Source organism: Paenibacillus sp. JL3B1040 (assembly GCF_057063165.1).
Window position 1 is genome coordinate 1,495,639 of the sequence record NZ_CM169317.1, and the last position, 25,750, is coordinate 1,521,388.

Genomic DNA, 25,750 nt, shown 5'->3' on the forward strand with positions numbered 1-25,750 from the left:
TTTCCCGCGTTTCTTGAATCGGCACAGGCGGCTCCTGCGATTCAGGTGTCAAGACGCGGGCGGCCTCTTGTTTACTCATCCCGTATCCACTCCCGTCTCGCTTCGGCGTAGCTGGTCGGCGTCTCGTAAAGGCGGACGAATTCCGTCCGGGCCTCCAGCGCCTCGTTCCGATATGCTGCGGATTGCAGCGCCTCCTCCATCTTCTCGAACAGCCACACGACCATATTCTCGGCGGTCGTATTCATCGGCGGCAGCGTTTCATTAATATATCGGTGATCCAGGTAGCCTTCGATTTCGTGCTTCCAGATCTCCTTGATCGTGCCGAAGTCGACGGTCATGCCGACTTCGTCCGGCCGGCCGCTGATGCCGAACACCACTTTGTACGTGTGACCGTGCAGGTTCTTGCATTTACCGTCATACGCGTGCAGATGGTGGGCGGCATCAAAAGTGAACTCCTTGCTGACCAACACCCGGCGGCGGTGGTAGCGCAGTTGGTCCCGGCCGATATCCTGGCCCAGCTTCTGCAGCCCTTCGACAATGCGAAATTCTCCCGGTGTCCGGTTCATCATCGATCCGCCTCCCGGCGCTCCAGCAGGTATTTATCCAATCCGGCCTTTCTCAGCATGCAGGCCGGGCATTTGCCGCAGCCGTCGCCGATGACGCCGTTGTAGCAGGTAAGCGTCCGTTCGCGGACGAACTCGAAGGCCCCAAGCTCATCGGCCAGCTTCCAGGTTTCCGCCTTGTCGATCCACATAAGCGGCGTATGGATCACGAAATCATAATCCATGGCCAAATTCAACGTCACGTTCAGCGATTTGACGAACACGTCGCGGCAGTCGGGATATCCGCTGAAATCGGTCTCGCAGACGCCGGTGACGATATGATTGGCGCCTACGCCTTTGGCCAACACGGCGGCAAAGCTGAGGAAGAGATGATTGCGGCCGTCCACGAATGTGCTGGGCAGCTCGCCTTCCTGGTGCTCGATGGCGATGTCGCTGCGCGTTAGAGCGTTTTGCGTTAATTGACCGAGCAGGCTCATGTCCAGCACCGTATGCTTGATGCCGAGCTCGGCGGCAATGGATTTCGCGCAGTCGATTTCCAGCTTATGGCGTTGGCCGTAGTCAAAGGTGACCGCCTCGACCTCGCCGAACTGACGGATCGCCCAGAACAGGCAGGTGGTGCTGTCTTGGCCTCCGCTGAACACAACGATCGCTTTTTCGTTTTTGAGCATAAAAAAACCCTCCGTCTTCTTTAATAGTGAAGCGGGAAAACGCGGTTTCCCGGCTCATTTCGACAGAAGAAAGAGAGTTCTTGAACTGGTCACAAAAAAACAAGCCCAATTGACCGGCAGGGCGTTCCTGTCGCTTGCGGCCCGGATGCAAACAACGAACGGGCGATGCAGGCGCTGAAGAACCCGCCAATTCAAGGCAGGGCATTTGTAGTTTTTTATAGAGGGAGTTCTCGAACCTCTCCCATGCGAAAACCCCGTCGGGAAGGCATGGATTTCTTCTTCAATTCATTTCGGTGTAGGGAAGCATAGCCCCAGGCACAAACCCCATTATAACATATTTCGCTCGCAGGAGAAGAGAAGGTGTTCGGACGGGGAGTGAATTTTTTTTAACCAAAAAAGGAGAATTTCGGTTCACAAACGAACCGATCTAACCGATAATGGAGGAGATTAACTAAAGGAGGGTGTATCATGCGAAACATCAAATGGCTGGCCATTCCGCTGGCGCTGCTGCTGGTAGCGCTCACCGGATGCCAGGCGGTCGGCGGGTTCGATGTGGCCAAAGCGCTGGCAAGCAGCGCAAAGACGACCAGCAGCGAATCGAAGCAGAAGGTTACCGTCGAAGTCGTTCCGGCGGCGTCGGCAACGTTGACCGCGGAAGACAAAGCCGCGATCGATCTCATCAATTCTTTCTCCCTGAACATCGACAGCGCGAAGGCGCAGGATCCCCAACATATCTCCGTGAAAGGTTCCGTCGGCTTGAAGGGGGACAATATTCCGTTCCTCATGTCCATGGACGACAAGGGCATCGCGCTGCAGGTTGACGGTGCGAAGCAGCCGTTGTACATATCCCAGGAGCCGGCCATTCCCGGCTTCGCGGATACGAGCAACATGGAAGCGGGCGCGCAGGAGCTGTCCGTGAAACTCGCGGAATTCGTTCTGAAGCATTTTCCGAATCCTTCGGTGCTGACTGTGAAGCAAACCTCGTCTCAGGTGAACGGGGAATCGCTTAACTTGACGAACCTGCATGCGGAAGTGCGCGGCGACGAGCTGTTCGGACTGTTCAAGCCGTTCCTCGCCAGCGCGGCAAAGGATGAGCAGGGGCTTAAGGAGCTGATCGGCGGTTACTACGATTTGTTAACTCCGTTCCTGAACACGCTGGGCGGCATGCCGGAGGATGCGGGAGTGACGCCGGAGCTGGCACAGGCAACGAAGAAACAGGCCGTGGATGAGCTGTACGCGGAACTCCGGCAAGGAATCGAAGAGCTGCTCGCTTCTTACGATAAAGAGGTGGCCGGATTGTTCGCCGATACGCCGGAGCTCGCGACCGTATTTGGGAAAGAGACGGTGCTGAAGCTGGATCTTTATTTCGACGGCAAGCTGAACATCCGCAAGCAAGCGATGGAATTGAACGTAGCGCTCCCGGCTTCCAAGGATCTTCCGATTTCCGCGATCAAGGTTCGCAGCGACAGCGAAATTTGGAACGTCGGCGGGACGGTGACCGCAGATCAAGTGGATACGCGCGCAGGCGTGCTCGACGTGACCGAAGCGGAACTGACGCCGGGACAAATTTTGCGCAACTTCCAAGAGGTCGCGCCGCTGTACAAATTGCTCAAGGAAGATTTCCAATTGGGATATAAGCAGGTTGTGCTGGATACCCAAAGCGAATATTATGGGGTGATCACGAAAGACGGCACCTCCTTCGTACCGCTGCGCTACTTGTCGGAGCAATTTGACGCCGAGGTGAAGTGGACCCCTGGCTCCGGCCAACTGGTCGTGATCGATGACCTTACGGGCAAAGAGATCGTCCTGAAGGTCGGCTCGAAGCAAGCGACGGTTGACGGCAAGGTTGTTCAGCTCGGTCAGCCCGCATTCGTGCATACAGACGGTTCGACCTATGTGCCGCTGCGTTTTCTGACGGAAGCGCTTGGAGCAACGGTGGACTTCGACGCCGACGGTTGGATTACCATCGTAAGAGAGTAAGTCGGGAGAGCAGCAACCCATACGGGATCTTCCCGAGTCGTCCGGGTGACGGCTTGGGGAGGTCCTTTGTTTTTTGCGGACGATTGATTATTTGTCCCGGTCTATGTATAATGATAATCATTATCAATGGAAATTGGGGGAACAATACAGATGAAGGTTTTCAAACACCGCTTTCTTACTTTGGCGACGGTCCTGCTATTGACGGTCGTCCTTGCAGCCTGCGGCCAAAACGGCGGCAATGGAGGTAATGCGGCTAATGATGCGGCCGCTGCGAACAATGGTACGGGCAACGCGCAATCCGGCAACGGGACGAACGATACGGCCGAAGGACAAGCCGCAACGAAGCTCTACAAAGACTTCACCGGGCAGGAGGTGGAGATTCCGACGGACCCGCAGCGGATCGTATCGGTTACGCATTTGGGCGATTTACTGGCCTTGGGCGTGAAGCCGATCGGCGCCGGTTCGCTCGCCTTGGAAAACTCGGTGCTGCTGAATAAGGAACTGGAGGGTGTGGAAAGCGTCGGCGATATCTCCGTCGAGAAAGTGCTGGAGCTTCAACCTGACCTGATTATCGTGCCGACTTACACCCCGGCCGATATCGTCGAACAATTGAAGAAAATCGCTCCCGTCGTGACGCTTGCTACCGCCGGCTGGGAGGGAATCGATCCGCTGGAGGAAGTAAAGGCGGTTGGCGAAATGCTCGGCCGCGATCAGCAAGCGGAGGAATTTATTGCCCGGTACAAGCAAAAGGCCGAAGACGCGAAAGCCAAGCTCAGCGAGGTCATCGGTCCGAACGAAACCGTCGGCACATATTCAATCTGGGCGAAGAACTTCTGGGTATGGCCGAAAACCCGGGACGCCGGTTATAATCTGTATGAAATGTTCGGCCTTAAGCCGCAGGAGAAGATCGAGAAAGAGGTATTCCCGACCACGGGCGCGGATATTTCGCTGGAGGTGGCGCCGGATTATGCCGCGGACCACATGTTCTTGACGGTTTATGAGCCGGACGGCGGGAAAGAACGCGCGGAGGAAGTCATGAATGGACCGGTATGGAAAAATATCCCCGCCGTTCAGAAAAACCACGTGTATCTGCTGAACTACAAGGAGTTCTGGATGGTGGACGGACTGAATTTGGAGAAGCAGATTGATATTCTCGTCGATCTCGTTGTCAGCCGAAATCAAAAATAAACCGCAAAACGAAAAGGGCCGTTCCTCGCGTCATGGGTCGACGCGGAGGGAACGGCCTTTTTGGAGTCGGCGTCTTGACCGGCTGCCTCACACCACCTGCCGGTTAATGGCTGCCGAGAACTGCTCGACCTCGTCCCAGCGGATGGCCGGGAGCGCCTTCCCTTCCTTCCGTGCCGCGCGAGTGACCATTCCGGCGACGAAACGGTCGAACAGTCGCATCGATTTAAGGCTGAGCTCTCCGCCGAACCCGGCTTTGGCCGTGGCGTGCGCCAGCAGGTCCGCCGGAAAGGAGGCGTCCAGGAAGCCGTCGGTTTTCTCGAAGTTCCCGCAGCAGATAAACAAACCGAGTTTTTTGCGCATCAGTTCGGTTGAATGGTCTCGGCAAAATTGCCGGCAGGCCTGCTGAAGCTGGCCGAAATAGATCGATCCTCCGACGATGACGCTGTCGAATTCCGTCAGATCGGGAACGGCCTCCTGCCGTAAGTTGATGATTTCCACGGGGTCGTTGATCTTGGCTGCCAAGGTTTGGACGCATTTTTCCGTTGTGCCGTATTTTCCTGCGTAAACGATGAGTGTGCTCATAACGTACCCTCCCATTCGACCGATTTCGAGTTCAGTTTCATTGTATCTGGAAATGTTTAGGCGATGATGCGACATCGGTCATACGGAAGCAAAAACGATCAGGAGAGCGGCGCCCATTCCTCCAGGCACTCCTTTCGGAATGGAGCATTGACAAAGCTAGGGGCAAGTTTCTAAGATATATCTATTCGTAATTGTTACGTTTAATACACGGGATGGGATGGATGACATGCTAAAAATAAAACGTGGAGACCTATTGTTGATCGTGTTCTTGGTTGTGTTAGGCTCGGTGTGGCTCCTTCTGCGCCAGGCGTTCGAGAGCCGGGAAACGTACGATCCCGCCGCGCTCCGCGCCGAAATCCAGGTGGACGGCAATTCATACCGCAGCGTATCCTTGGGCGGCGGGGAGGAGACGATCGAGGTCCGCACGGCGTACGGCGAGAACACCTTGAAGGTGTTTAACGGGGGAATCCAGATGGTTTACGCCGATTGCCCCAAGAAAATCTCCATGCAAATGGGCTTCATCTCCCGGCCCGGCGAAACGATCATCTGCGTACCGAACCGAGTGTACGTGGAGATCGTTCGAAGCGGCGCTGCAAGCCCGGATGAAGACGGCGTGGACGCCTTCATCCGATAGTCGCCGCTGCCGCCTCCAGCCGTCGCTGTCTGCCGGTCACTCCGATGCTCCCGGAGCGGACAGGTTCTCCCACGCTTTCACCGAGTCCTCATTCGGGTAGACATAAGGCGTCTCGGGCCTTGGAATTTCCCGGATGCGTTCGGCTTTGACGGTGATCATCGCCCGGCCCTGGCGGGTTTGCGGCTCGATCGTTCCCTCTACCTCGATCCAGGCGTCTTTGGCTAGCCCGGAGAGTGGGCGGTCGGAGGTTACCACGAGGCCAAACGGAGACGAGTCCGCGGTACAGCACAGAACGAGAAACCGCCCGAGAATCAGCTCGTTGGCCGCGCCGCCCGGGTTGCCCGGTTCCTGGTAAACGAACCCGCTCAGCTTCACTTTTTTGCCGCGGAATTGCTCCGGAAACAGCTCGATTGCTCCGATCGTTTCCGAGAAAATCTCCGGCTTCACCTCAACGATATCTTGCGGATAGAGCCGTTTGGCCAGCTCGGCAAATTCGGAGTTGTATGGATCCGGCGTCCGGAAGAGGTCTTCCAGCCGTTCGGCGGCAAGCAGGGGAGAGGTGAGGCTCATCCCCTTTTTGACCGCGGCGGAGCTGCCGAGCGCCTGATCGGGAAGCAAGGTTCCCAGCAGCAGCGGGAGCAGGAACAAGCCGTACACCGTCCCGTTCTTCCACTTGGATACGGACAGCGGGCGCTCGCAGTCGCAGAGGACGGCGGACCGCTGGAACAGCGCCTGGTAGGCCAGGCATACCGCCATGACGGCCAGCGGAATCGGACAGAGTCGAATCAACGGCTCCATGCGGGGGCCGATGTAATAATGCAGTGCGCCGGCCCGGGTCAGATGGGCGATGAACAGGGCAAATCCAAGCAAAATGAACGCTCTGGCCAAATAATGCCGGCGGATGATCCGAGGATGGTTCATGCGGTCAACGGCCTCCTTTCAGGCGGGATGGGTTGAGATCTTGCGCGTTAGGTTTACGGATGAAGCCAAAGCGTGCCGGTCAGCGCCGCCCCCGTGAACACGAGGGTACAGATCAGGAAGGATAAGTACAGGACGAATTTCGTGCGGAACACGGAGAGCAGCATAAGCAGGTTTTTGAAATCAAGCATCGGACCGAACACGAGAAAAGCGAGCAGCGAACCGCCGGAGAAGGTCGGCAAAAAGGCGGAGGCCACAAAGGCGTCGGACGTCGAGCAAAGCGACAACAGGAACGCGAAGCCCATCATAAAGAGGTAGCTGCTGATCGGGCCTCCGCCGATGTCCGCAAGCCGCTCGTGGGCGACGAACGATTGGATGCCTGCGGTCAGGATGCAGCCGATCAGCAAATATTTGCCCATCTCAAATACTTCGTCTGCGGCATGAACGAACACGGCGGCCAGCTTGCTGCCGCCGTGCGCGGGGGAATGGGGCCCGGTTCCCGCGTCCGTCCCGGCGGCGAGGGCATGCTTGAGCGGATTGTCTTTCCAGGTCAGGTAGACGATCGCTCCGATCGCGGCGGATACGGCGAAGGCCAGTCCCATCCGGGCGTACACCATCTCGGGGTACAGGCGGAAGGCCATGTAAGTGGCTCCGAACACGACCGGATTCAGAATCGGCCCGGACAAAATGAACACGGCGGCGATATAAACGGGCATCCCTTTCTGAATCATCCGGCGGATGAGCGGAATCATCCCGCATTCGCATACCGGGAACACCAGGCCAAGCAGGCAGGCGAACAGGATGCCCGGAACGGGATGCTTCGGCATCCAGCGGCGCAGCGTGCGCTCGGAGACGAACAGGTGCAGCAGCGAGGAGAGCAGCGCCCCGACTAATACGAAGGGCAGCGCCTCCAGCAAGATGCCGAGAAAGCTGGTTTTGAACGTTTGCAGCTCGTCTAGCGGCACTTGCCGAATCAGGGAAGGATACAGCACCGTTAGGCAGGCGAGCGCAAAAGCGGCCGGCACGAGAATCGGCAGCATCCGGGCGAGGGCTTGTTTGTTCATGGCGTACTCCTTATTGGCGATTTTCGGCATTCAGTGCAGTATCATATCTATTATTTTCAGCGGCGATTCAGAACCTTTTTGCTAGATTTGACGAAACGGTACGGGACCGGGGCCGCATCCTCAACCGCAAAGCAGCCCCCGCCGATCCCCGGCGAGGGCTGCTTGCTTTACTTATAGCTTTTAGCTGTCCTCCAGCGACCCGGAGGCGATATTTTTGCCGTAGAAAATCTCATCCATTTCGGTCACGAGCATCGCCGTAATGTCTTTTTGCTCCTTGGGCGTGAGCTCGTCCTTCGTATACCCGAACAAATAGTTGTTCAGGTCAAACTGCTTCAGCTTGCATTTCGTATGAAATATGTGCTCTTGGTATACATTGACGTCAATCATCTGATATTGCTCGATTACTTCGTCGGGAATGTAGTTCTGGATCGAGCTGATATCGTGGTCGATGAACAGCTTGTGGCCGTTAATGTCCCGGGTGAACCCGCGAACGCGGTAGTCGATCGTCATGATATCCGCTTCGAAGGAGTGGATCAGGTAATTCAGCGCCTTGAGCGGCGAAATCTCGCCGCAGGTGGACACGTCGATATCGGCCCGGAACGTGCTGATGCTCTCGTGCGGATCGTATTCGGGATACGTATGTACAGTGATATGGCTTTTGTCGAGCTGCATCACGACGGAGTCGGGCAGCGGCCCGGGCGATTCATCGAACGATTCGGTCGGCACCTCCACCACGGGGCCTTCGGAGATCAGCATGGTGACGCTGGCCCCTTGCGGAACGTAATCCTGGTTCGCGATATTCAAAATATGAGCGCCAATAATTTCGGAAACGGTGCTGAGAATTTTCGTCAGGCGGTCGGAATTGTATTGGTCATCAATATAGGCGATATAGGCTTCGCGTTCCTCTTTGGTCCGGGTATAACAAATATCGTACATATTGAAGCTTAACGTTTTGGTCAAATTGTTGAATTCATGCAGCTGAATGCGCTGCTCCGGCGTCAACTTCATCAGGGAATCCCCCTTGGCATAGGTGTACCCTATTGTTTATTCCCTTTTCTTCTGGAAAAAAAACGTCGACGCCTAATTCAGCCGGTCCCACCCAGTCCATTGCTCCCGCGGGTTCAGCGTATATACGTCCTGCTCCCGGCTCATGAATCGGTGGATGATCCATTCCCGGCGAATCGTGGCGTAGTCCTCATCAAACCGTTTGATGTACGCGTTTATTTCAGGTTCCGTATAGCTTCGTTCGGGCGCGAGCCCGAAGGCCAGATGCTCCATATCTAATTTCATATATATTTAATTAGATAGTAGTAGAACATCGTCGTTTTGTCAAACAGCTGCATTGGATGCATTCGATGTTCAACATGATTGACAACGGAAACCCGTAAAGGTATGATAGAGCTATAATATTTCGGCGCGCGAAATATTCGAAGGAGGAATCAACGGTTGGCGGACAGCTTGTTTGACTTGGTGCTGGACAATTTCAAGAAGATCTTCTATCCGGAGGAATGGCTTGCGCTGGATATGCAGTTCTCCAAAGCGGAACTCTTTGCCTTGCTGCTCGTGGACAAACACGGCGACATTACGATGAGCCAACTGGCGTCCTCGATGAGCGTGCCGATGAGCACCGCGACGGGCGTGATCGAACGCTTGGTGAAGAACGGCTATATCGTCCGGGTGAAGAGCGAATCCGACCGGCGAATCGTAACGATTCGGCTGACCGGCAAAGGAACGTCGCTCTCCAAGGAGTTGAAGGATACGCTCCGGCGGTTTACCGACCTCCTCGTGCAGGGACTGAGCGAAGAGGAGCAGCGGTTGCTGATTCAGATTTTCCTGAAAGTGCTGGACAACCTGAGCAAAACGGCGTCCGAACCGGCTTCGGGCCATGACAGCCAAGCGGCGGCCAACCCGCTCACCAAAATCGAAATCGAATAACTAAGCCTGTTTGGTGAAACAGGTTTTCTTTTCAGCAAATATTTCGTAAATCGAAATATTCGAAAACCGAAATGAATGGGAGGCCAAGTTGGATGAGAATCTTATTGTATACCGGCAAAGGCGGAGTCGGAAAAACGAGCGTCGCGGCGGCGACGGCATTACGCAGTGCGCAAAGCGGGCGGAAGACGCTGGTGGTGAGCACCGATCCGGCCCATAGCCTGGGGGATTCGCTGGACGTGAAGCTGTCGAACGAACCGATGCTCATCCGCGAAAACCTGTGGGCTCAGGAAATCGATACGATCCACGAGGTGGAGAAAAGCTGGGGAACCGTGCAGAAATATTTGACTACCCTGCTTACGGCCAAGGCGGTAAAAGATATCACGACCGAGGAGTTGACCGTGTTCCCCGGGATGGAGGATCTGCTGAGCTTACTCCGGATCTTGCAGTATTACAAGGAGAAGACGTTCGATGTCATCATTATCGACTGCGCTCCTACCGGCGAAACGTTGGCCTTGCTCAGCTTTCCCGAACTGTTGCGCTGGTGGATGGAGAAGCTGTTTCCGATGAAGCGCAAGGCGGTGAAGCTTGTCAAGCCGATCGTGGAGCCGCTGCTTGGCGTTCCGATGCCTTCGGACGGCGTGATGTCGGAGCTCGAGAACATTTACAACCAGTTGGACGAAATGCGGCAGATTCTGTCCGACCGGGAAATTACGAGCATCCGCGTTGTGGTGAACCTGGAGAAGATGGTGATCAAAGAGGCGCAGCGCAGCTTCACCTATCTCAATATTTACGATTATAACGTCGACGCCATCGTCATCAACAAGGTGTTCCCGCAGCAGATCACCGACGATTATTTTCGAGGATGGAAAGAGGTTCAGGCCAAATATAAGGAGATGGTGTTCGAAAGCTTCTCGCCGGTACCGGTCTATGAAGCGCCGCTGTTCGAACGCGAAGTCGTCGGACTGGAGATGTTGTCCCGGATGGCGGAGTCCACGTTTCGTGACGGGGATCCGACAAGTATCCAGTATAGCGTCCGAACCCAACAGGTTGTCAAGGAGGATAACGGATATACGTTGTCCATCTACATGCCTTTCGCGGACAAAAAAGAGCTGGCCCTGAACCAAAAGGGCGAGGAGCTGATCATACGCGCCGGAAGCGTCAAAAGAAACATTACGCTGCCGCGGACGCTGCTGAATCTGAGCATTCAAGGGGCCAAATTCGAAGAGGATACGCTGAAAATCCGGTTTGGAGGCGGGGAACATGAATAATGCGGTGCTGCAGGAGCTGATTCGGCTGAAGTTCCGGCTGGCCGACCAATGGATCGATACGCTGCCGGAAGCCGTGAAGCAAACGGTCAAAACCCGCGAATCCGAGCTGTTGACCGTGGTGGGCGAAGCGTTGAGGGAACGGTTGGCCGGGGAGGAACATGGCAGCCCCGCAGTCGGGCGGGCCAATGAAAAGCCGAAGATGAATTCCATAACGATCGAGTAGCGCATACGGCTTTATTCCTGCAATTCCCATCCTATGTTAGTTTGACAGAATAGGGTTCATATTGTATCCTACAAACAATTGAATAAGACCTCACTTCTTGAGTGGTGAGGTAGAGGCGCGATATTTAACAGTTTCCGGCGGAGCTTGAGCAAGCGAAGAGGCCGGGAAGAAGGAAATGTCGCCGAAGCGGGGCATAGGCTCACTGTGTTCTGCTGGGTCTGCAGTTAATAGCTGCAGGACTGTCTTGATAGACATCCCGGTCTATCAAGTTGCGCTATCTCGTCGAGGGGGAATGTGGGTGTCAGGACGAAAATGAACCCGTTAAACGGCCTCGGACTATTCCCGGAGCCGTTTTTTTGTTCCTAATTTATTCATTTACTATTTTTAGATGGAGAGTGAAGAAAGCATGAGTAAGAAGTATTCCTTATCGATCCTGACGCTGCTGTCGGTCGTCCTCATCCTGGCAGGCTGCGGCTCCGCCGGCAAGGAAGAAGACGATACGTTCAAGGTTGGCCTTGAAGCGGGGTATGCTCCGTTCAACTGGACACAGGGCAGCGACGCAAACGGTGGGGTTCCCATTGACGGAAGCGCCGAATACGCGGGCGGCTACGACGTGGAAATCGCCAAGAAACTCGCGGACGGCCTCGGCAAGAAGCTGGTCATCGTGAAGACCGAATGGGATGGCCTGGTTCCGGCGCTGACGTCTGGTAAGATCGACGCCATTATCGCCGGGATGTCCCCAACGGAGGAGCGCAAGAAGACGATCGATTTCTCGGATAACTACTATAAATCGAACCTCGTTATGGTGGTGAAGAAAGGGAGCTCCTATGAGGGAGCTGCCTCGATCCAGGATTTTGGCGGCGCCAAAATTACGGCTCAATTGAATACGTTCCATTACTCGGTCATCGACCAGATTAACGGGGTGAACAAGCAGCCGGCCATGGACAACTTCCCGGCGATGCGCGTCGCCCTGGAATCGGGAACGATTGACGGTTACGTCTCGGAGCTTCCGGAAGGCGTCAGCGCCGCGGCGGCCAACGGGAATTTCGCTTACGTCGAATTCGAGGAAGGTTTCACCACCTCGGACGATGACACCGCCATCGCGGTTGGAGTGGAGAAAGGCAGCGAATTGACGGTGAAAATCAACGAGATCCTGGCCGGCATTTCCGAAGACGAACGGGTCGCGATCATGAACGACGCCATCCAGAACCAACCTGCAGCGAATTAAATAAAAGCACGGTATTCATAAAGCCGGCTGCAGCGGGACTGCAGTCGGTTTTGTGCAGTGCGGGAGGAAACGAAAGTGACTTACGAGTGGATTATTCGAATCGTATCCGATCATTGGCCCATGTTCCTGCGCGGAGCGGCGGTAACTTTATATATTTCATTAATCGGCACGATGGTCGGCGCGGTGATCGGCCTTTTGGCCGGTGTGATCCGCACGATCCCGCTGCCGGAGCGCGGCATCAAACGCCTGCTGCTCAAGATCGTAAACGGCTTGCTCACCGTGTATATCGAATGCTTCCGGGGCACGCCGATGATCGTCCAGGCCATGGCGATTTTCTACGGGTCGTCCCTGCTGTTCAACTATGATATGGACCGGACGTTTGCGGCCGTTTTTATCGTCTCGATCAATACGGGAGCCTATATGGCCGAAATCGTCCGGGGCGGCGTCTATTCGGTGGACAAAGGGCAGTTCGAAGCGGCCCACGCCATCGGGATGACGCATTGGCAGACGATGCGGAACGTGGTGCTGCCGCAGGTTATCCGCCATATTTTGCCGGCGACGGGCAATCAGTTTATCATCAACATCAAAGATACCTCGGTATTGAACGTGATTTCCGTATCGGAGCTGTTCTTCATGACCAAGTCGATTGCCGGCAACAATTTCCGGTTTTTCGAATCGTTTTTTGTCGCAAGCGTGTTGTATTTGGTCATGACGTTGACCGTAACGAAAATTTTACAGCGTATCGAGAAGAGGCTGGACGGTCCCGAGAGCTATACGCTGCAGCGCTAGCAGAAAGCAGGAGTGAAGATGGAAAAGGTAATCGAAATTCGCCATTTGAGCAAGTTTTTCGGCGCCAACGAGGTGCTCAAGGAGATTAATCTGTCGGTAGGCAAGGGGGAAGTCGTCAGCATCATCGGCTCTTCCGGCTCCGGAAAATCGACGCTGCTGCGGTGCATCAATTTGCTGGAGAAGCCGAGCGGCGGAGAAATCATCTATAACGGCACCAACATCCTCGACGATGCGCATAAAGTTTCGCTGTACCGCCGGCATTTGGGAATGGTCTTTCAGCAGTTCAACCTGTTCAACAACCATGACGCGCTGAGCAACTGTGTCGTGGGACAAGTGAAAGTGCTGAAGCGCTCCAAGGAAGAGGCGACCGAGACGGCGATGAAATATTTGCGGAACGTCGGGATGGAGCAATACATCCATGCCAAACCGAAGCAGCTGTCCGGCGGGCAGAAGCAGCGGGTGGCTATCGCCCGCGCTTTGTCCATGGACCCGGACGTGCTGCTGTTCGACGAGCCGACCTCGGCGCTCGACCCCGAGATGGTGGGCGAGGTGCTCAAGGTCATGAAGGAGCTGGCTTATTCCGGGCTCACCATGATCGTCGTGACCCATGAGATGGGATTCGCCAGAGAGGTGTCGGACCGCGTCGTGTTTATGGATCAGGGCGTAATCGCCGAGGAAGGCACGCCGGACCAGATCTTTAACGAACCGAAGCAGGAGCGGACGCGGGAGTTTCTGAAACGGACGTTGAACAAAGAAGGGTAATACGAGGTAAACGAACTTGCCGGCGGAACCTGGATGCCTATCCGGGCTCCGCCGTTTTGGTGCCCCGATGTTTTCGGTTTCGGGCTTAGGATGGCGGCGTATGTTCCGTGTAATTGAAGGCGTGCCATACTCCGAAGTTATCCTTGACCGTGATGCTGCGACGCCCGCCCATGGCGGCGTCCGGGTAGTAGGGATACCGCCGACCGGCCGTATAATGGCCGCGGAATGCGCCGGCAAACGTCACCGGCACGGCCTCGAACCGGATTTCCCGCGGAGTGACGCTCACGACGCGGGTCGTCTGCGTGGAGGCGCCGTAGTTGCTCTCATGCGTTTGCTGAACACGGCTCTCGGCTTTGAGCATACGGATATCGCTTTGCATGGCGGTCAGCGTTTCGCGGAGCCCGGCCATATCGGGGGCGCCGCCGGTCTGCGGGATGCACAGCCGCTGCCCCACCCGCAGCGAGTTCGGATCGGTTCCCGGGTTGGCCTCGAGAATGCTGGCGATGCTCACTCCGTAATCTTGGGCGATCTGATAGAGCGTATCGCCGCGCTCGATGATTCGGGAGACATGGTTCGGGGGACAGGACGGAATGCAGATGACCTGCCCGATTTGCAGGTTGTTCGGGTCGAGGCCCGGGTTCGCCGCGAGGATGCGCATCACGCTGGATTCCAGCCGGAAGGCGATCATGTTCAGCGTGTCTCCGGGTTGAACCGTGTAAGGATAGTGCTCTGCGGGGCACTGCCGGTAGAAGGTGTTGAACAAAGGTACGTTCCCCTTTCGCCGCAACGTTATTTTGTTATACACTATGCGCGGAATGGGCGGCTGTTACCGGGACTTTGGCCCGGGCGTGCCTAGGTGCAAGCTGCGGATATGGTGTATAGTAAGGAGAGATAGGGACTCTATCCAACTAAGTGGAAAAGTAACATCTATTTTGGCCGATAAGGTGGTTTTTTCGGCGGCTGAAGTGGAAATGATACAACTAATTTTGGGCAGATTGCGGTTTTTGGGGAAAAGACGCGAAAAAAGGTGCTGATTTTCCACTTAGTCGTTGATTATGAAGCTAAAGCGGACTAACTAATTGGCAAATTTACAACTAGCTACCGGATCAGGCGGCGGTGGGGAGATTTTGATCGATCAAACGGAGGCGGGAACATGACCATCTATATCGCATTGCTGCGAGGGATTAACGTCGGCGGCAAAAACATGATCAAAATGGCGGAGTTGAAGCGTTCTTTGACGGACGACGGGCTAAAAAAGGTGCAGACCTACATTCAAAGCGGCAATGTGCTGTTTGTCTCGGACGAGGAAGAGGAGGAGGCGCTTAGCCTGCGGATCGAACGGATCGTCCGGCGGGACTTCGGCTTGGACGTCCCCGTCGTCCTGAGAACGGCGGAAGAGTTGGGCGCGGCTGCGGCCGGCTGCCCGTTTACGCCGGAGGAGGTCGCTGTAGCGGAAGCGACGGCAACGGGGGGAAGTTTGTACGTTGCGTTCATGCGGAGCGAACCGACTGCCGAAGCGCTGGGGCGTTTTGCATCCTATGCAAACGAACAGGAGCATTTTCGCGTGTCAGGCAGGGAGGTTTACTTGTTGTTTAAAGACAGCGTCCGGAATTCCAAGCTGGCGGCCAACCTGCAGAAGCTGGACGCCTCCGCCACAGTGCGCAATTGGAAAACGGTAGGCAAGCTGATTTCGCTGGCGGAGCTCCTGAAGCCGCAGGAGTAAAACCCGTTTCGGTTAACCGGGCTTTGCGGGTTCGGTTTTACCGCCAGAGCCAGCCCTTGCGGTTTAGGTCAAGCTTCCTTGAGGTCAGATGAATCAGCAGCTCTTCCGCGGCGCTCGCTGCGGAAACAATGCAAAGTGCGATAAGAATCCACGGAGGGTGACCTGTCGCAAACATAATCCAAGGGGCGGCAAAAACAAGCGACCCGGCGATTTTGTTGCCCCAGGTATGAATCATCGCCACGGTGCGGAATTTAAAGGCCCCATATATCGAGGATGCCGCGCGAATGGCGATGGCCCCGGCAAGATACGGCCAGACGACCCTCATCGCTTCTCCCGCCCACCGGGCCAACGCGAGGGTCGCCACCCCGAACATCAGCAGATCGGCCAGGGAATCCAGCTTTGCCCCGATGGCGCTAACCGTATTCGTCCGGCGCGCAATCCTTCCGTCCAGCACGTCGGTTATCCCGGCAAGCGTATAGATGACGATAAATACCGCAGGCCGGTTCAGCACGAAGATCAATGCGCAAGACAGGACGATACGGCTTAGGGTCAAGCCATTGGCCAAATGCTTCATCCCAGCTCTCCTCATTTTGGGTTCTCGGTGCATAATAACATAATCGATCAATAAGATCAGTGATGTGATGGAGGGATCAGATTCAGCAGTCCCCTTTTTGCCGGTATCCGATTCTTACAAATCGGGAATTTGCCAATCGATTTCGGCCAGCCCTTTGGCGCGCAAAAATTGGTTTGTTCGCGAAAACGGCTTGCTGCCCAGGAATCCGCGGTGGGCGGACAGCGGACTGGGATGCGGCGTTTTGATCAGATGATGATTGCGATTGGTGATGAGCGCCGCCTTTTTTTGCGCATGGCTGCCCCACAGCAGAAACACGACCGGTTCCTGCTTTTGGTTCAACGTTTCGATCACCTTGTCCGTGAAATTTTCCCAGCCTCTATCCTTATGGGAATTCGGCGTCTCGGCTTGTACGGTCAGCACGGTGTTGAGCAGCAGTACGCCTTGCTTCGCCCACGGAACCAAATAGCCGTTATTGGGAATGCGGCAGCCCAAATCGTCCTGCAGCTCTTTGAACATATTTTGCAGGGAAGGAGGGGCCTTGACGCCCGGCTTCACGGAGAAGCTGAGCCCATGCGCCTGCCCCGGCCCGTGGTAAGGGTCCTGGCCCAGAATCACGACTTTGACGTCGGCGAAAGAAGTATAATGAAGCGCGTTGAAAATATCGTACATATCGGGATAAATCGTCTTGGTTCGATATTCGTTCGCCAAAAATTTACGCAGCTGCAAATAGTACGGTTTCTCGAATTCGGCCTCCAGGAGAGGGGCCCAATCGTTTTTCAGGATGATCAATCACTTTCACTCCTCAGTTTCGTCGAGATTAGTAAAGATTCGACACCGATGCGTACAGTTCCTTCCGTATTCGTCCAGCCTATTTTTGGAAAACAATGGAATAATAAGTATCCGCCCATTGACGCACGGACAAAACGGTAGATGGCTGCAAAAGACGCTCCATCTCTGTTAGCGGTATGCGGTGTCCGGGTTTGCCGTCCGGACGGGGATGCAGCCATTCCACGACGAGTCCTTTGGCGCCGGGCTTCATCACGCGCCGTATTTCCTTTATTCCGGCTGCCGGATCCTCCAAAATATGCAGGATAAGCGAAGCGATCGCGGCATCTACAGATGACGAAGCCAGCGGGATATGCTCCAAGTTCCCTGTAAGAATCTCCACCTGTGGGGTTTCATAGATTCGGCTGCGTTCTTGCAGGATGTCCAACATGAACGAATCATTATCGACCGCGTAAACCTTGTTCTCCGTGCGGCGTGCCGCGGGGAAGGTGAAGTATCCGCCTCCCGCCCCCAGGTCAAGGACGGTGTCTGTTTCCTTTAGGGCCAACAGATCCAACAACCGCTCAGGAGGAAGCTGGCGTATTCGTTCCGGCTTTTCCAAGTTCTGTAGCCTGGCTTGATTTGAAGCCAGTTCATTCCGGGATTCATTCGATCCATTGCCATGATCTGCGTAAGCCATCCGTTTAACGCTCCTTTTCAAATTCGATGATTACTCCCTATTCCATCACTTCCTGCGAAGTCCCTGCCTAGTTTCACAAAAGGACACGAAAGGTTCAAACAGCGGAAAGCCGCGAGGAGACTCTCGCGGCTTTCTTCATAGTGAGATGAACGGCGTCATACAATGATGAACCCGTTATTTATCCATCCATTGAAAATGGAAGCTGCCTTCCCGGTCAACGCGTTCGAACGTATGGGCGCCGAAATAGTCGCGCTGCGCTTGCAGCAGGTTGGCCGGCAGCCGTTCGGAACGGTAGCTGTCGTAGTAGGCCAGGGCGGAGGCGAAGGCCGGAACCGGGATGCCGCGGGTGACGGCCGTGGCGACCACCTCTCTCCAGGCGTCCTGGTAGCTTTCCACGACGCCTTTGAAATAGTCGTCCAGCAGCAGGTTTTTCAGTTCCGGATCGCGGTCGTAAGCGTCCTTGATGTTTTGCAGGAAGCGGGCGCGGATGATGCAGCCGCCGCGGAAAATCATCGCGATCGCGCCGTAATTCAAATCCCAGCCGTATTCCTCGGAAGCGAGCCGCATCTGCGCGAAGCCTTGGGCGTACGACGCAATCTTGCTGGCGTACAGCGCTTTGCGCACGGCTTCGACGAACGCCTGCTTGTCGCCTTCGTACGGCCGCGCGGCGGGGCCGCTTAACCGTTTGCTGGCGGCGACGCGTTCTTCCTTCATCGCGGAGATGAAGCGCGCGAACACCGACTCGGTGATGATGGACAGCGGTACGCCGAGATCGAGGGCGCTTTGGCTGGTCCATTTGCCGGTGCCTTTTTGGCCGGCGGCGTCAAGGATGACGTCGACCATCGGCTTTCCGGTAACCGGGTCCTTCTTGCCGAAGATGTCGGCGGTAATTTCGATCAGGTAGCTGTCCAGCTCGCCGTTATTCCATTCGCTGAAGATATCGTGCAATTCGTCCACGCCAAGCCCCAGTACGTCCTTCAACAACTGGTAGGCTTCGCCGATCAGCTGCATGTCGCCGTACTCGATCCCGTTATGGACCATCTTCACGTAATGGCCGGCGCCATCCGGTCCGATGTAGGTCGAGCAGGGGTCGCCGTTCACTTTGGCCGAGATGGCCGTCAAGATCGGCTCGACCTGCTCGTAGGCATCCCGTTGTCCGCCCGGCATGATCGCCGGGCCTTTGAGCGCGCCTTCTTCGCCGCCGGATACGCCGGCCCCGATGTAGCGGAAGCCTTGGGCTTCCAGCTCCTTGTTGCGGCGCTGCGTATCCGGGAAGTGGGCGTTGCCGCCGTCGATCAGAATGTCGCCCGGCTCAAGGAAAGGAACAAGCTGGTTGATTGTGTCGTCGGTTGGTTTGCCGGCTTTGACCATGATTAATATTTTGCGCGGCGTTTCCAGCGACTGCACAAATTCCTCGATGCTGTAGGTGCCGACGAAATTTTTGCCCGGCGCTTCCTCCAGAAGTTCTTTGGTCTTCTCGGCCGAACGGTTGTACAAGGCCACGGAGAAGCCGTTGTTTTCGATATTTAGCGCGAGGTTTTTGCCCATGACGGCCAGCCCGACGACCCCGATTTGTTGTTTCTTCATCAGTAAGTACCTCCATACCTATCCTCTGTAATATGCGAATCTCTTATTTCACGGATTTCTTCCAATCGGCGGCGAATTTCTCCAGTCCTTGATCCGTCAGCGGATGTTTAGCCAACTGCTCGATGACGCCAAACGGAATCGTGGCGATATGCGCCCCGGTTAACGCCACGCGGGTGACGTGATCCGGGTGACGGACCGAAGCCGCGATGATTTGCGTATCCAGGCCGTGCACCCGGAACAACTCCGCTACCTTCGCGACCAAATGCACACCGTCTTCCGAAATATCGTCCAGGCGGCCCAGAAACGGCGATACGTAGGTGGCACCGGCGCGGGCGGCCAGCAAAGCCTGGTTGACGGTGAAGATCAAAGTAACGTTCGTCTTCACGCCTTTTTGGGCCAGATACTTGGTCGCTTCGAGCCCTGCCAGCGTCATCGGAAGTTTGATCGTGATGCGCGGATCACGGTTATTGATTTGGATCAGCTCCTCCGCCTGGGCGATCATCTCTTCGGCGGTGAGCGCATCCGGCGTCACTTCGGCCGAGACGGACTCGACGTCGGGGACGGCCTGCAGGATTTCGGCGATGCGGTCTTCGAACTTGACGCCCTCCTTGGCTACCAGGGAAGGATTGGTCGTCACCCCGGACAAGACGCCGATTTTATGGGCTTTTTTAATGTCATCCAGATTGGCGGTGTCAACAAAAAACTTCATCACAAATCCCTCCAATTTGTAAAATACAGATTTGAGATATCGGGGCGAACAGCTCGGTCATCCCCCGTTATTTGATGGACAACGGCTCCTGGGCCGAAGGTTTGCCGGTGCTTGCTCCTGCGGAGGCCGCTTCGCTCTCCCGGTCGAACCACCACTCGAAGCCGTCTTTGGCCAGCAGCTCATGCGCCGCCTGCGGACCGAAGCTGCCTGCGGGGTATTCATGCAAAGGAACCTCATCGGCTGCATAAGCGTCCAGGATCGGCTGCACCCATTTCCAGGACAACTCGACTTCATCCCAATGCGCGAAGAAGGAAGAGTCGCCGCGAAGCGCGTCGTAGATCAGGTTCTCGTAGGCTTCGGGCACATCGCTGCCGCTCTTGTGCGTGCCGATCAAGACCTTCGTGAGATCCTGCCGCTCGGTTTCGCCTTCCGTGTTGAGGCGCAGGTAAATGCCTTCGTTCGGGCTGATTTCGAACACGAGCAAATTCGGCGCCCCGCCGGTATTGGCCGCGGAGATTTGCTTGACCGGCTCCCGGAACTCGATGACGATACGCGTCGCCTTCTCCTTCATGCGTTTGCCGGTGCGGATGTAGAACGGAATTCCCCGCCAGAAATCGTCGTCGATTTGCAGCTTGGCGGCAATAAATGTGTCGTTGCGGGAATCCTCCGGGATTCCGGCTTCGTCCTTGTAGCCGACGACCGGCTTCCCTTGAATCGAACCGCTGGCGTATTGACCGCGGACCACTTGGGTTGGAACGTCCTGACGCAGCAGCGGCTCCAACGATTGCATGACGTGTTTCTTCTTATTGCGCACCTGCTCCGAATCGTCGCCCTTCGGCAGATGAGCGGCCAGCATCATCAACAGTTGCAGCATATGATTTTGGAACATGTCGCGCAACGCCCCGGAATGGTCGTAATAACCGGCTCGCTCTTCGACGCCGACGGTTTCGCTGGCCGTAATTTGCACGTTAGCGATATAACGGTTGTTCCAGGAAGCCTGGAGCACCGGATTCGTCTGCTGCAGCAGTTGGAGCTTCTGCACCATCGGCTTGCCGAGGTAGTGGTCGATGCGGAAAATTTCCTCTTCGGTAAAAGCTTTGCTGAGCTGCGCGTTGAAATCGCGGGCGGATGGCAAATCGCGGCCGAACGGTTTTTCGATAACGAGGCGTTTCCAGCCCTTCGTATTGCCGAGCCCGCTGTCCTCGATATGAGCGGCGATCGTTTCGAACAGTTCCGGACCTACCGACAAATAAAATAACCGGTTTGGAGCAACCCCTAAAGTTTGCTCGCGCTCCTCAACCAAATGCAGCAGGCTTTGATAGTCTTCCTTGCGGTCGACGTTCAGCACATGGTAGCGGAAAAAGCCGAGGAAACGGTTCACGGCCTCCGTATCGCCGGCTTCTCGCCGCGAAAAGCTGTGCAGGGACCGCTCGATGTTTGCCCTAAAAGTCTCGTCGGACCATTCTCTGCGTCCCAAGCCGATCACGGAAAAAACATCCGGCAGCTTCCCATCCAAAAACAAATTAAACAGGGCGGGGTAGATTTTGCGTTTCGCCAAATCCCCGGTTGCCCCAAACAATACGAACGTATTGGCATCCATCCAGGTTCTCTCCTCTCGGCATAGCTTTTCATTTATGTGTTTTGGGACGGCGGCCCATCGAATTCCGGGTGTATCCGCCTAAATCCCATCTCTAAGCTATGGATTATTTTGACTTCCTCCACTATAATACGAATATCGCCATAGGTGAAATTAATATATTTGACAGGAGCTATAGACCACATTTATGACTAACAATTATGAATTATATAAAGTGTTCTATTGGGCGGCCAAAACCGGCAGCTTGACCCAAGCGGCCAATGCGTTGTTCTTGACGCAACCCAGCGTCAGCCATGCCATCAAACAGCTGGAGGAAAGCTTTGGTCTACCGTTGTTCTACCGCAACTCCAAGGGGGTATCGCTGACGCAGGAGGGCGCGATTTTGTACTCTTATATCGAGCAATCGCACATCCTCATTTCCCTGGCGGAGAAAAAAATGGCCGAGCTCAAAAATCTCGATACCGGCGTGTTGCGGATCGGCGGCAGCGACTCGTTGTTCAAGCATTACCTGCTTCCGTATATAGAGGAGTTCCATCGCCGCTATCCGGACGTCGGGATTCAGTTGCTTCATGGCACGACGCCGGAAATCATGGGCTACTTGAAGGAGGGGAAGATCGACCTTGGCGTCGCCCGGATGCCGATCGTCGATTCCCATATCGAAGTGCGGGAAGGGATTCAACTGCAGGATTGCTTCGTGGCCGGCTGCGCGTACGCCGATCTCAAGGATAAAGTCATTTCGCTGGACGAGCTGCTGGAGCAGCCGCTCGTCTTGTTCTCGCGCAACAGCCGGGCCCGCATGGCGATCACCGAACTGTTCCAGGAATACGGTTATGAGCTTAAGCCGGAAATCGAAGTCGGCAGCGTCGACCTGTTAATCGAGCTGGCACGCAAAGGACTGGGGGTTTCCTACGTGGCCCGGGAATTTGTATCGAAGGAGCTGGAGGAGGGATCGCTGTTTGAAATCCGGCTGGACGTGGAACTGCCCCCGTCGCAGGTGGGGATCATGAATATGCGGAACATGCCGCTCACAAGCGCGGCGCAGAAGTTTATCGAAGGGTTCCGGTAAGGGAGATTATGAACATGCCGGGAAACTTCGGAAATTCCGTAGAGCGCGTTGAAATAAAAGCGGATAAAGTAAGATCATAACTGAAGAAGGAGACGTTCATAAGCATGAATACGTTAATCGAGTCCATCCGATATCCCTGATTTTTGTTCTTAAGCGGAATAATGAAGTGGAGGATTTCCAACTAGCGAAGAACCGAGCGGCGGAGAGTTATTTTCGGCCTTTCGTCAAGCAACGATTCCTGGATAACGCAAAAAAACGTCTGCAAGAGACAGCAGACGTTTTTTTGCCAGGTTTACTTCTTACGCACCGGGTAGCATACCTCCGTCACCCATTCCTCGGGATTTGGCGTATCATGAGGGCTAACGTGATAAATGCAGAAGGACAAACCGTCGAATTCATAACCGTTGTCGACAACCCAGCCCGCTACCGCCTCATTGACCGCAGTGATTTTTTCGTAGCCTCCTTTATACGTCGCCGAGGCCATTTCAATAGCGGGTACAGTTTTGAATTTTACGTTTTCGGTATCCTTGTATTGGCCTTTTACGGAGATCTGGACCTCTACATCCACATCGCTCTCTTTGTATTCGCCATCGTGAAAAACAGCCAGGGCATAGCAAGGATCGTCGTTGACGATATGCAGCGGCGCCGTTTCGTTCATGAGAATATGCCAGAGCCTGCCTTCCTCTTCGTAGTTCGGAATCATCTTGCGTACGCTGGCCACCGTTCTTGCGGGCAATTTTTTGAATATCACATTATAATTCATTGCGGAATCATCCTTTCCCAGTCGGGTTAATGTAGTCTCCAGCAGCAGGAGCTGCCGGTTCAGGGCGTCGGCTTGTTCCCTGATTTCCGTTTGCCTGAGCTGGAGAAACACTTTAAGTTTGCCGGGATCGCCGTAATGCGCGAGGATTTCCTTGATGCCCGCCAGACTAAAGCCCATGTCTTTCAGGGCGGTAATGCGGCCCGCGACAGGAAGCTGCGCCTCGCTATAATATCGGTATCCCGTAAAGTCATCGACGCTTTCCGGCGTCAGCAAACCGATTTCATCGTAGTGCCGGAGCATCCGGATGCTGATTTTCGACAGCTTGGAAAAATCGCCTATCTTAAGCATAATGGTCCTCCACATATATGTGAGTTTTGCTTGAGCTCATTTCCAGCATAAAATATACCATAGTGAGAGAGTCAACCAGCCGATAGGGGACGGGGGGATGCTGTATGAAAAAAATATTGATCGTCGAAGACGACGAAGCGCTTTTCATGGATGCCGAAACGGAATTTCCTGACCGAAAAATACAATGGATGCAATGTCCTTCTCATTGATGACCTGTTCAAACGTTTTGATCGTCAGCAATTCGCCGTTCAAAAAATCGCTCAAAGCCAATCCGGTGAACAGGCTGGTCGTTGACGAGGTGCCGTCTTGATATTTGATCGTGACGGGGTAGTGATCCAGATATTCGTTGTCGCCGATTTCTTTTAATCGCCCGGCCGCTTGGTCGATTTCCTTTAAAGATTCGCTTTCAATTTTTAAAGTAATCGAAATCGGCGAAACGGAGATCGTTTGTAATACCGCCTCGTAACCAAACATGGCCAGTTTCCGTTTGACCGGATACAGTGTGGAGTAGGCCTTGAAATTCAACGAAACATCCGCTTCCCAAGTTCCCGGAATGACCGTTTCGAAGATTCCCGGAAACGGGGCGGCCGCTTGCAAATCGCGGAATTTGAAATGAGCGGTTTGACCCGCTAATGGATCTTGGCTCATGATGCTCATGATCAGACTGATTTGATTGTCATGCGGATTTTCATCGTCCAGCACTTCGAAATTCGTACTAACATATTGCTGATCCGTCGTGATCATGGGATGCTCGAAGCGGTATCTCGCCGCGTCCAATACCGTGCCCTGCGGAGCGGCAAAGTCCATCAAGAGATAGGTCAGATTACCGTCGCCGATCACTTGCTTGATCGTTAGGGTCCCATTTTCATGAACAACCCGTTCATTAACTGTGTAAGCCCCGTCCGACAAAAATTGCATTTGATCTTGGTTTGCCGGCTTCAGGAACTTTAAAAAGGCTTCATCCAACCCCATATAAGCCGCGGCAAAAGCCGTTGTGGATAAGCCGATCCATACCGCGGCGATCGATAATGCGGTTTTTAAGTGTCTCGAAGGCATAACTCCGCGGGGCCGTTGATTGATCTCCCGGCTTTGGAGCAGAATCCGATGGAACATTTTTTCCTTTTGTTCGCTTGTCGGTGTCAGTGCTTCAAAAAGCGATTGGATGTGCTTGTTACTCAAGGCCATTCCCTCCCAAGTCGATTTTTAGGCGTTTGCGTCCACGGGACAGTTGCGTTAGGATCGTGCTTTCTTTGCGCGCCAGCAGGTCTGCGATCTCTTTTACCGAGTACCCTTCGAAATAGTACAGATAGAGCACCGTTTTGTATTTTTCGGGAAGCGAAAGCAGCCTGGCCAGCACCGCTCCGGAAGGTTCGCCGCCGGTCCAGGAAGGAACCTCGGGCAAAGCGTCAAGCGCCACGCGGCGGGTTTTCCACCAATGTTTTAGAATATCTTTACAGTGGTTTCTGGCGGTTACGGTCAACCACGCTTTTTCATGCTCGTGGTCTTGAAAAACTTGGCGAGATTGAATCAATTTCAGAAATACAGATTGAACCGCGTCTTCTGCATCAACGGGATGCTGTAAATAGATATAGCAAAGCCTGTAAACCAGGTCGACATGTCGTTGATAAAGTTCGGCCAATTCTTTATCCGTACGCAATAAAGAATCGCTCTCCATGCGTTCACCTCCTGTAAACAACACGATGGTTCGCCGCAAAATATCTCATTTCCCGATTTTTTTGCAGAAAAAATCCTCCCTTGCATCTGCTGGGAGGATAAAAGAGAGGAGCGGGGAACCCTGCGAGCTGCGCTCCGCATGGCTCGGCATGGAACTGTGCAGCGTCCGGAACGAGGGTATGGCGTTGCCCGCGACTTCGCCCGACCTTCCGCCGGCTACGTCCGCAACTTCGCTAACGATTTAGCCGTCGGCCTTACTCGCGATTTAGCCGCGGCCTCGCTGCCGGCCTTGCCCGCGACTGCTGCCGACTTCGCGGACGGCCTCGCCGCTTTCCGGTCGGCATGGCATGGCGGGGCGGAGCCAACTGCAAAACTGCAGTTCATTTCCGGGCAATTTCCCGTTTCGAGCCAATGAAATGCGAAAGTGCATCTATTAAGAGCC

29 protein-coding genes and 2 riboswitches are annotated in these 25,750 nt (G+C 54.8%); of the genes, 12 read left to right on the forward strand and 17 right to left on the reverse strand.

Annotated features, from left to right (window positions below; genetic code table 11):
• Positions 1-71: 71 nt before the first annotated feature.
• Together queD and queC are read right to left on the reverse strand one after the other, a co-directional pair.
• The gene (queD, locus tag ACZF99_RS06560; protein WP_483612584.1) at positions 72-566 is read right to left on the reverse strand and encodes a 6-carboxytetrahydropterin synthase QueD; all 495 of its coding nucleotides are present in this window, start codon (positions 564-566) and stop codon (positions 72-74) included.
• Entirely contained in the window at positions 566-1,231 is a 666-nt protein-coding gene (gene queC / locus ACZF99_RS06565) for a 7-cyano-7-deazaguanine synthase QueC (RefSeq protein WP_483610108.1), read from the reverse strand. The genes queD and queC overlap by 1 nt, the downstream gene beginning before the upstream one ends.
• 201 nt (positions 1,232-1,432) lie before the next feature.
• Positions 1,433-1,476, reverse strand: a riboswitch (PreQ1 riboswitch).
• Positions 1,477-1,699: 223 nt separating this feature from the next.
• Here queC and ACZF99_RS06570 point away from each other — a divergent pair.
• Complete coding sequence (locus tag ACZF99_RS06570; RefSeq protein ID WP_483610110.1) at positions 1,700-3,211, forward strand: copper amine oxidase N-terminal domain-containing protein; 1,512 nt, start codon at positions 1,700-1,702, stop codon at positions 3,209-3,211.
• Positions 3,212-3,361: 150 nt separating this feature from the next.
• Positions 3,362-4,399: an ABC transporter substrate-binding protein gene (locus ACZF99_RS06575; RefSeq protein WP_483610112.1), complete on the forward strand. Its 1,038-nt coding sequence runs from the start codon at positions 3,362-3,364 to the stop codon at positions 4,397-4,399.
• Positions 4,400-4,486: 87 nt separating this feature from the next.
• On the opposite strand, the gene ACZF99_RS06580 is transcribed toward ACZF99_RS06575, so the two are convergent.
• Positions 4,487-4,981, reverse strand: coding sequence for a flavodoxin domain-containing protein (locus ACZF99_RS06580; protein WP_483610114.1), 495 nt, complete (start codon positions 4,979-4,981; stop codon positions 4,487-4,489).
• Positions 4,982-5,207: 226 nt separating this feature from the next.
• Between ACZF99_RS06580 and ACZF99_RS06585 the strand changes: the two genes are divergently transcribed.
• Positions 5,208-5,615: a NusG domain II-containing protein gene (locus tag ACZF99_RS06585; RefSeq protein WP_483610116.1), complete on the forward strand. Its 408-nt coding sequence runs from the start codon at positions 5,208-5,210 to the stop codon at positions 5,613-5,615.
• Positions 5,616-5,651: 36 nt separating this feature from the next.
• On the opposite strand, the gene ACZF99_RS06590 is transcribed toward ACZF99_RS06585, so the two are convergent.
• From ACZF99_RS06590 to ACZF99_RS06605, 4 genes are all read right to left on the reverse strand, one after another.
• The gene (locus ACZF99_RS06590) at positions 5,652-6,536 is read right to left on the reverse strand and encodes a TIGR03943 family putative permease subunit (protein ID WP_483610118.1); all 885 of its coding nucleotides are present in this window, start codon (positions 6,534-6,536) and stop codon (positions 5,652-5,654) included.
• 53 nt (positions 6,537-6,589) lie between these two features.
• Positions 6,590-7,597, reverse strand: a complete 1,008-nt coding sequence (locus tag ACZF99_RS06595; RefSeq protein WP_483610120.1) for a permease — start codon at positions 7,595-7,597, stop codon at positions 6,590-6,592.
• Between the two features lie 180 nt (positions 7,598-7,777).
• Positions 7,778-8,605, reverse strand: coding sequence for an adenosylmethionine decarboxylase (gene speD, locus ACZF99_RS06600; protein WP_483610122.1), 828 nt, complete (start codon positions 8,603-8,605; stop codon positions 7,778-7,780).
• A 72-nt stretch (positions 8,606-8,677) separates the two neighbouring features.
• On the reverse strand, positions 8,678-8,887 hold the full coding sequence (locus tag ACZF99_RS06605) for a DUF2087 domain-containing protein (RefSeq protein WP_483610124.1): 210 nt from the start codon (positions 8,885-8,887) through the stop codon (positions 8,678-8,680).
• A 156-nt stretch (positions 8,888-9,043) separates the two neighbouring features.
• Between ACZF99_RS06605 and ACZF99_RS06610 the strand changes: the two genes are divergently transcribed.
• From ACZF99_RS06610 to ACZF99_RS06635, 6 genes are all read left to right on the forward strand, one after another.
• On the forward strand, positions 9,044-9,532 hold the full coding sequence (locus ACZF99_RS06610) for a MarR family winged helix-turn-helix transcriptional regulator (protein WP_483610126.1): 489 nt from the start codon (positions 9,044-9,046) through the stop codon (positions 9,530-9,532).
• Positions 9,533-9,624: 92 nt separating this feature from the next.
• Positions 9,625-10,800 (forward strand): ArsA family ATPase, encoded by a 1,176-nt coding sequence (locus tag ACZF99_RS06615; protein WP_483610128.1) that lies wholly within the window; start codon positions 9,625-9,627, stop codon positions 10,798-10,800.
• On the forward strand, positions 10,793-11,023 hold the full coding sequence (locus tag ACZF99_RS06620) for a hypothetical protein (RefSeq protein ID WP_483610129.1): 231 nt from the start codon (positions 10,793-10,795) through the stop codon (positions 11,021-11,023). Before ACZF99_RS06615 ends, ACZF99_RS06620 begins: the two co-directional genes overlap by 8 nt.
• A gap of 102 nt (positions 11,024-11,125) precedes the next feature.
• Positions 11,126-11,308: riboswitch (Lysine riboswitch) on the forward strand.
• A gap of 121 nt (positions 11,309-11,429) precedes the next feature.
• Positions 11,430-12,251: a transporter substrate-binding domain-containing protein gene (locus ACZF99_RS06625; RefSeq protein ID WP_483610131.1), complete on the forward strand. Its 822-nt coding sequence runs from the start codon at positions 11,430-11,432 to the stop codon at positions 12,249-12,251.
• A gap of 75 nt (positions 12,252-12,326) precedes the next feature.
• Positions 12,327-13,040, forward strand: coding sequence for an amino acid ABC transporter permease (locus ACZF99_RS06630; protein ID WP_483610133.1), 714 nt, complete (start codon positions 12,327-12,329; stop codon positions 13,038-13,040).
• Positions 13,041-13,058: 18 nt separating this feature from the next.
• Entirely contained in the window at positions 13,059-13,802 is a 744-nt protein-coding gene (locus tag ACZF99_RS06635; RefSeq protein ID WP_483610135.1) for an amino acid ABC transporter ATP-binding protein, read from the forward strand.
• An 85-nt stretch (positions 13,803-13,887) separates the two neighbouring features.
• Here the strand turns inward: ACZF99_RS06635 and ACZF99_RS06640 are convergent, their stop codons facing one another.
• Complete coding sequence (locus ACZF99_RS06640) at positions 13,888-14,565, reverse strand: LysM peptidoglycan-binding domain-containing protein (RefSeq protein WP_483610137.1); 678 nt, start codon at positions 14,563-14,565, stop codon at positions 13,888-13,890.
• A gap of 390 nt (positions 14,566-14,955) precedes the next feature.
• Between ACZF99_RS06640 and ACZF99_RS06645 the strand changes: the two genes are divergently transcribed.
• The gene (locus tag ACZF99_RS06645) at positions 14,956-15,525 is read left to right on the forward strand and encodes a DUF1697 domain-containing protein (protein ID WP_483610139.1); all 570 of its coding nucleotides are present in this window, start codon (positions 14,956-14,958) and stop codon (positions 15,523-15,525) included.
• A gap of 37 nt (positions 15,526-15,562) precedes the next feature.
• Here the strand turns inward: ACZF99_RS06645 and ACZF99_RS06650 are convergent, their stop codons facing one another.
• From ACZF99_RS06650 to zwf, 6 genes are all read right to left on the reverse strand, one after another.
• On the reverse strand, positions 15,563-16,099 hold the full coding sequence (locus ACZF99_RS06650) for a CDP-alcohol phosphatidyltransferase family protein (protein ID WP_483610141.1): 537 nt from the start codon (positions 16,097-16,099) through the stop codon (positions 15,563-15,565).
• A gap of 114 nt (positions 16,100-16,213) precedes the next feature.
• Entirely contained in the window at positions 16,214-16,888 is a 675-nt protein-coding gene (locus ACZF99_RS06655) for a uracil-DNA glycosylase (protein WP_483610143.1), read from the reverse strand.
• A 79-nt stretch (positions 16,889-16,967) separates the two neighbouring features.
• Positions 16,968-17,564: a class I SAM-dependent methyltransferase gene (locus ACZF99_RS06660; RefSeq protein WP_483610145.1), complete on the reverse strand. Its 597-nt coding sequence runs from the start codon at positions 17,562-17,564 to the stop codon at positions 16,968-16,970.
• Positions 17,565-17,738: 174 nt separating this feature from the next.
• A complete protein-coding gene (gndA, locus tag ACZF99_RS06665; RefSeq protein WP_483610147.1) occupies positions 17,739-19,151 on the reverse strand; it encodes an NADP-dependent phosphogluconate dehydrogenase in 1,413 nt (470 codons plus the stop codon).
• 43 nt (positions 19,152-19,194) lie between these two features.
• Entirely contained in the window at positions 19,195-19,860 is a 666-nt protein-coding gene (gene fsa / locus ACZF99_RS06670; protein WP_483610149.1) for a fructose-6-phosphate aldolase, read from the reverse strand.
• 67 nt (positions 19,861-19,927) lie between these two features.
• Positions 19,928-21,460 carry a glucose-6-phosphate dehydrogenase gene (gene zwf / locus ACZF99_RS06675; protein ID WP_483610151.1) on the reverse strand — a complete coding sequence of 511 codons (1,533 nt, stop codon included), beginning with the start codon at positions 21,458-21,460 and terminating at the stop codon, positions 19,928-19,930.
• Positions 21,461-21,644: 184 nt separating this feature from the next.
• Between zwf and ACZF99_RS06680 the strand changes: the two genes are divergently transcribed.
• Positions 21,645-22,523, forward strand: coding sequence for a LysR family transcriptional regulator (locus ACZF99_RS06680; protein WP_483610153.1), 879 nt, complete (start codon positions 21,645-21,647; stop codon positions 22,521-22,523).
• Positions 22,524-22,815: 292 nt separating this feature from the next.
• Here the strand turns inward: ACZF99_RS06680 and ACZF99_RS06685 are convergent, their stop codons facing one another.
• From ACZF99_RS06685 to ACZF99_RS06695, 3 genes are all read right to left on the reverse strand, one after another.
• On the reverse strand, positions 22,816-23,634 hold the full coding sequence (locus ACZF99_RS06685; RefSeq protein WP_483610155.1) for a MerR family transcriptional regulator: 819 nt from the start codon (positions 23,632-23,634) through the stop codon (positions 22,816-22,818).
• A gap of 144 nt (positions 23,635-23,778) precedes the next feature.
• On the reverse strand, positions 23,779-24,813 hold the full coding sequence (locus ACZF99_RS06690) for a hypothetical protein (protein WP_483610157.1): 1,035 nt from the start codon (positions 24,811-24,813) through the stop codon (positions 23,779-23,781).
• The gene (locus ACZF99_RS06695) at positions 24,806-25,309 is read right to left on the reverse strand and encodes an RNA polymerase sigma factor (RefSeq protein ID WP_483610159.1); all 504 of its coding nucleotides are present in this window, start codon (positions 25,307-25,309) and stop codon (positions 24,806-24,808) included. The genes ACZF99_RS06690 and ACZF99_RS06695 overlap by 8 nt, the downstream gene beginning before the upstream one ends.
• 138 nt (positions 25,310-25,447) lie before the next feature.
• On the opposite strand from ACZF99_RS06695, the gene ACZF99_RS06700 reads away from it, so the two are divergent.
• Positions 25,448-25,723: a hypothetical protein gene (locus ACZF99_RS06700; RefSeq protein WP_483610161.1), complete on the forward strand. Its 276-nt coding sequence runs from the start codon at positions 25,448-25,450 to the stop codon at positions 25,721-25,723.
• The last annotated feature ends 27 nt before the right edge of the window (positions 25,724-25,750 follow it).

Bases quoted from the DNA above. Each gene is read 5' to 3' on its own strand.
- queD (WP_483612584.1), bottom strand. From the start codon at position 566: ATGAACCGGACACCGGGAGAATTTCGCATTGTCGAAGGGCTGCAGAAG.
- queC (WP_483610108.1), bottom strand. From the start codon at position 1,231: ATGCTCAAAAACGAAAAAGCGATCGTTGTGTTCAGCGGAGGCCAAGAC.
- ACZF99_RS06570 (WP_483610110.1), top strand. From the start codon at position 1,700: ATGCGAAACATCAAATGGCTGGCCATTCCGCTGGCGCTGCTGCTGGTA.
- ACZF99_RS06575 (WP_483610112.1), top strand. From the start codon at position 3,362: ATGAAGGTTTTCAAACACCGCTTTCTTACTTTGGCGACGGTCCTGCTA.
- ACZF99_RS06580 (WP_483610114.1), bottom strand. From the start codon at position 4,981: ATGAGCACACTCATCGTTTACGCAGGAAAATACGGCACAACGGAAAAA.
- ACZF99_RS06585 (WP_483610116.1), top strand. From the start codon at position 5,208: ATGCTAAAAATAAAACGTGGAGACCTATTGTTGATCGTGTTCTTGGTT.
- ACZF99_RS06590 (WP_483610118.1), bottom strand. From the start codon at position 6,536: ATGAACCATCCTCGGATCATCCGCCGGCATTATTTGGCCAGAGCGTTC.
- ACZF99_RS06595 (WP_483610120.1), bottom strand. From the start codon at position 7,597: ATGAACAAACAAGCCCTCGCCCGGATGCTGCCGATTCTCGTGCCGGCC.
- speD (WP_483610122.1), bottom strand. From the start codon at position 8,605: ATGAAGTTGACGCCGGAGCAGCGCATTCAGCTGCATGAATTCAACAAT.
- ACZF99_RS06605 (WP_483610124.1), bottom strand. From the start codon at position 8,887: ATGAAATTAGATATGGAGCATCTGGCCTTCGGGCTCGCGCCCGAACGA.
- ACZF99_RS06615 (WP_483610128.1), top strand. From the start codon at position 9,625: ATGAGAATCTTATTGTATACCGGCAAAGGCGGAGTCGGAAAAACGAGC.
- ACZF99_RS06620 (WP_483610129.1), top strand. From the start codon at position 10,793: ATGAATAATGCGGTGCTGCAGGAGCTGATTCGGCTGAAGTTCCGGCTG.
- ACZF99_RS06625 (WP_483610131.1), top strand. From the start codon at position 11,430: ATGAGTAAGAAGTATTCCTTATCGATCCTGACGCTGCTGTCGGTCGTC.
- ACZF99_RS06635 (WP_483610135.1), top strand. From the start codon at position 13,059: ATGGAAAAGGTAATCGAAATTCGCCATTTGAGCAAGTTTTTCGGCGCC.
- ACZF99_RS06645 (WP_483610139.1), top strand. From the start codon at position 14,956: ATGACCATCTATATCGCATTGCTGCGAGGGATTAACGTCGGCGGCAAA.
- ACZF99_RS06650 (WP_483610141.1), bottom strand. From the start codon at position 16,099: ATGAAGCATTTGGCCAATGGCTTGACCCTAAGCCGTATCGTCCTGTCT.
- ACZF99_RS06660 (WP_483610145.1), bottom strand. From the start codon at position 17,564: ATGGCTTACGCAGATCATGGCAATGGATCGAATGAATCCCGGAATGAA.
- gndA (WP_483610147.1), bottom strand. From the start codon at position 19,151: ATGAAGAAACAACAAATCGGGGTCGTCGGGCTGGCCGTCATGGGCAAA.
- fsa (WP_483610149.1), bottom strand. From the start codon at position 19,860: ATGAAGTTTTTTGTTGACACCGCCAATCTGGATGACATTAAAAAAGCC.
- zwf (WP_483610151.1), bottom strand. From the start codon at position 21,460: ATGGATGCCAATACGTTCGTATTGTTTGGGGCAACCGGGGATTTGGCG.
- ACZF99_RS06680 (WP_483610153.1), top strand. From the start codon at position 21,645: ATGACTAACAATTATGAATTATATAAAGTGTTCTATTGGGCGGCCAAA.
- ACZF99_RS06685 (WP_483610155.1), bottom strand. From the start codon at position 23,634: ATGCTTAAGATAGGCGATTTTTCCAAGCTGTCGAAAATCAGCATCCGG.
- ACZF99_RS06695 (WP_483610159.1), bottom strand. From the start codon at position 25,309: ATGGAGAGCGATTCTTTATTGCGTACGGATAAAGAATTGGCCGAACTT.
- ACZF99_RS06700 (WP_483610161.1), top strand. From the start codon at position 25,448: ATGGCTCGGCATGGAACTGTGCAGCGTCCGGAACGAGGGTATGGCGTT.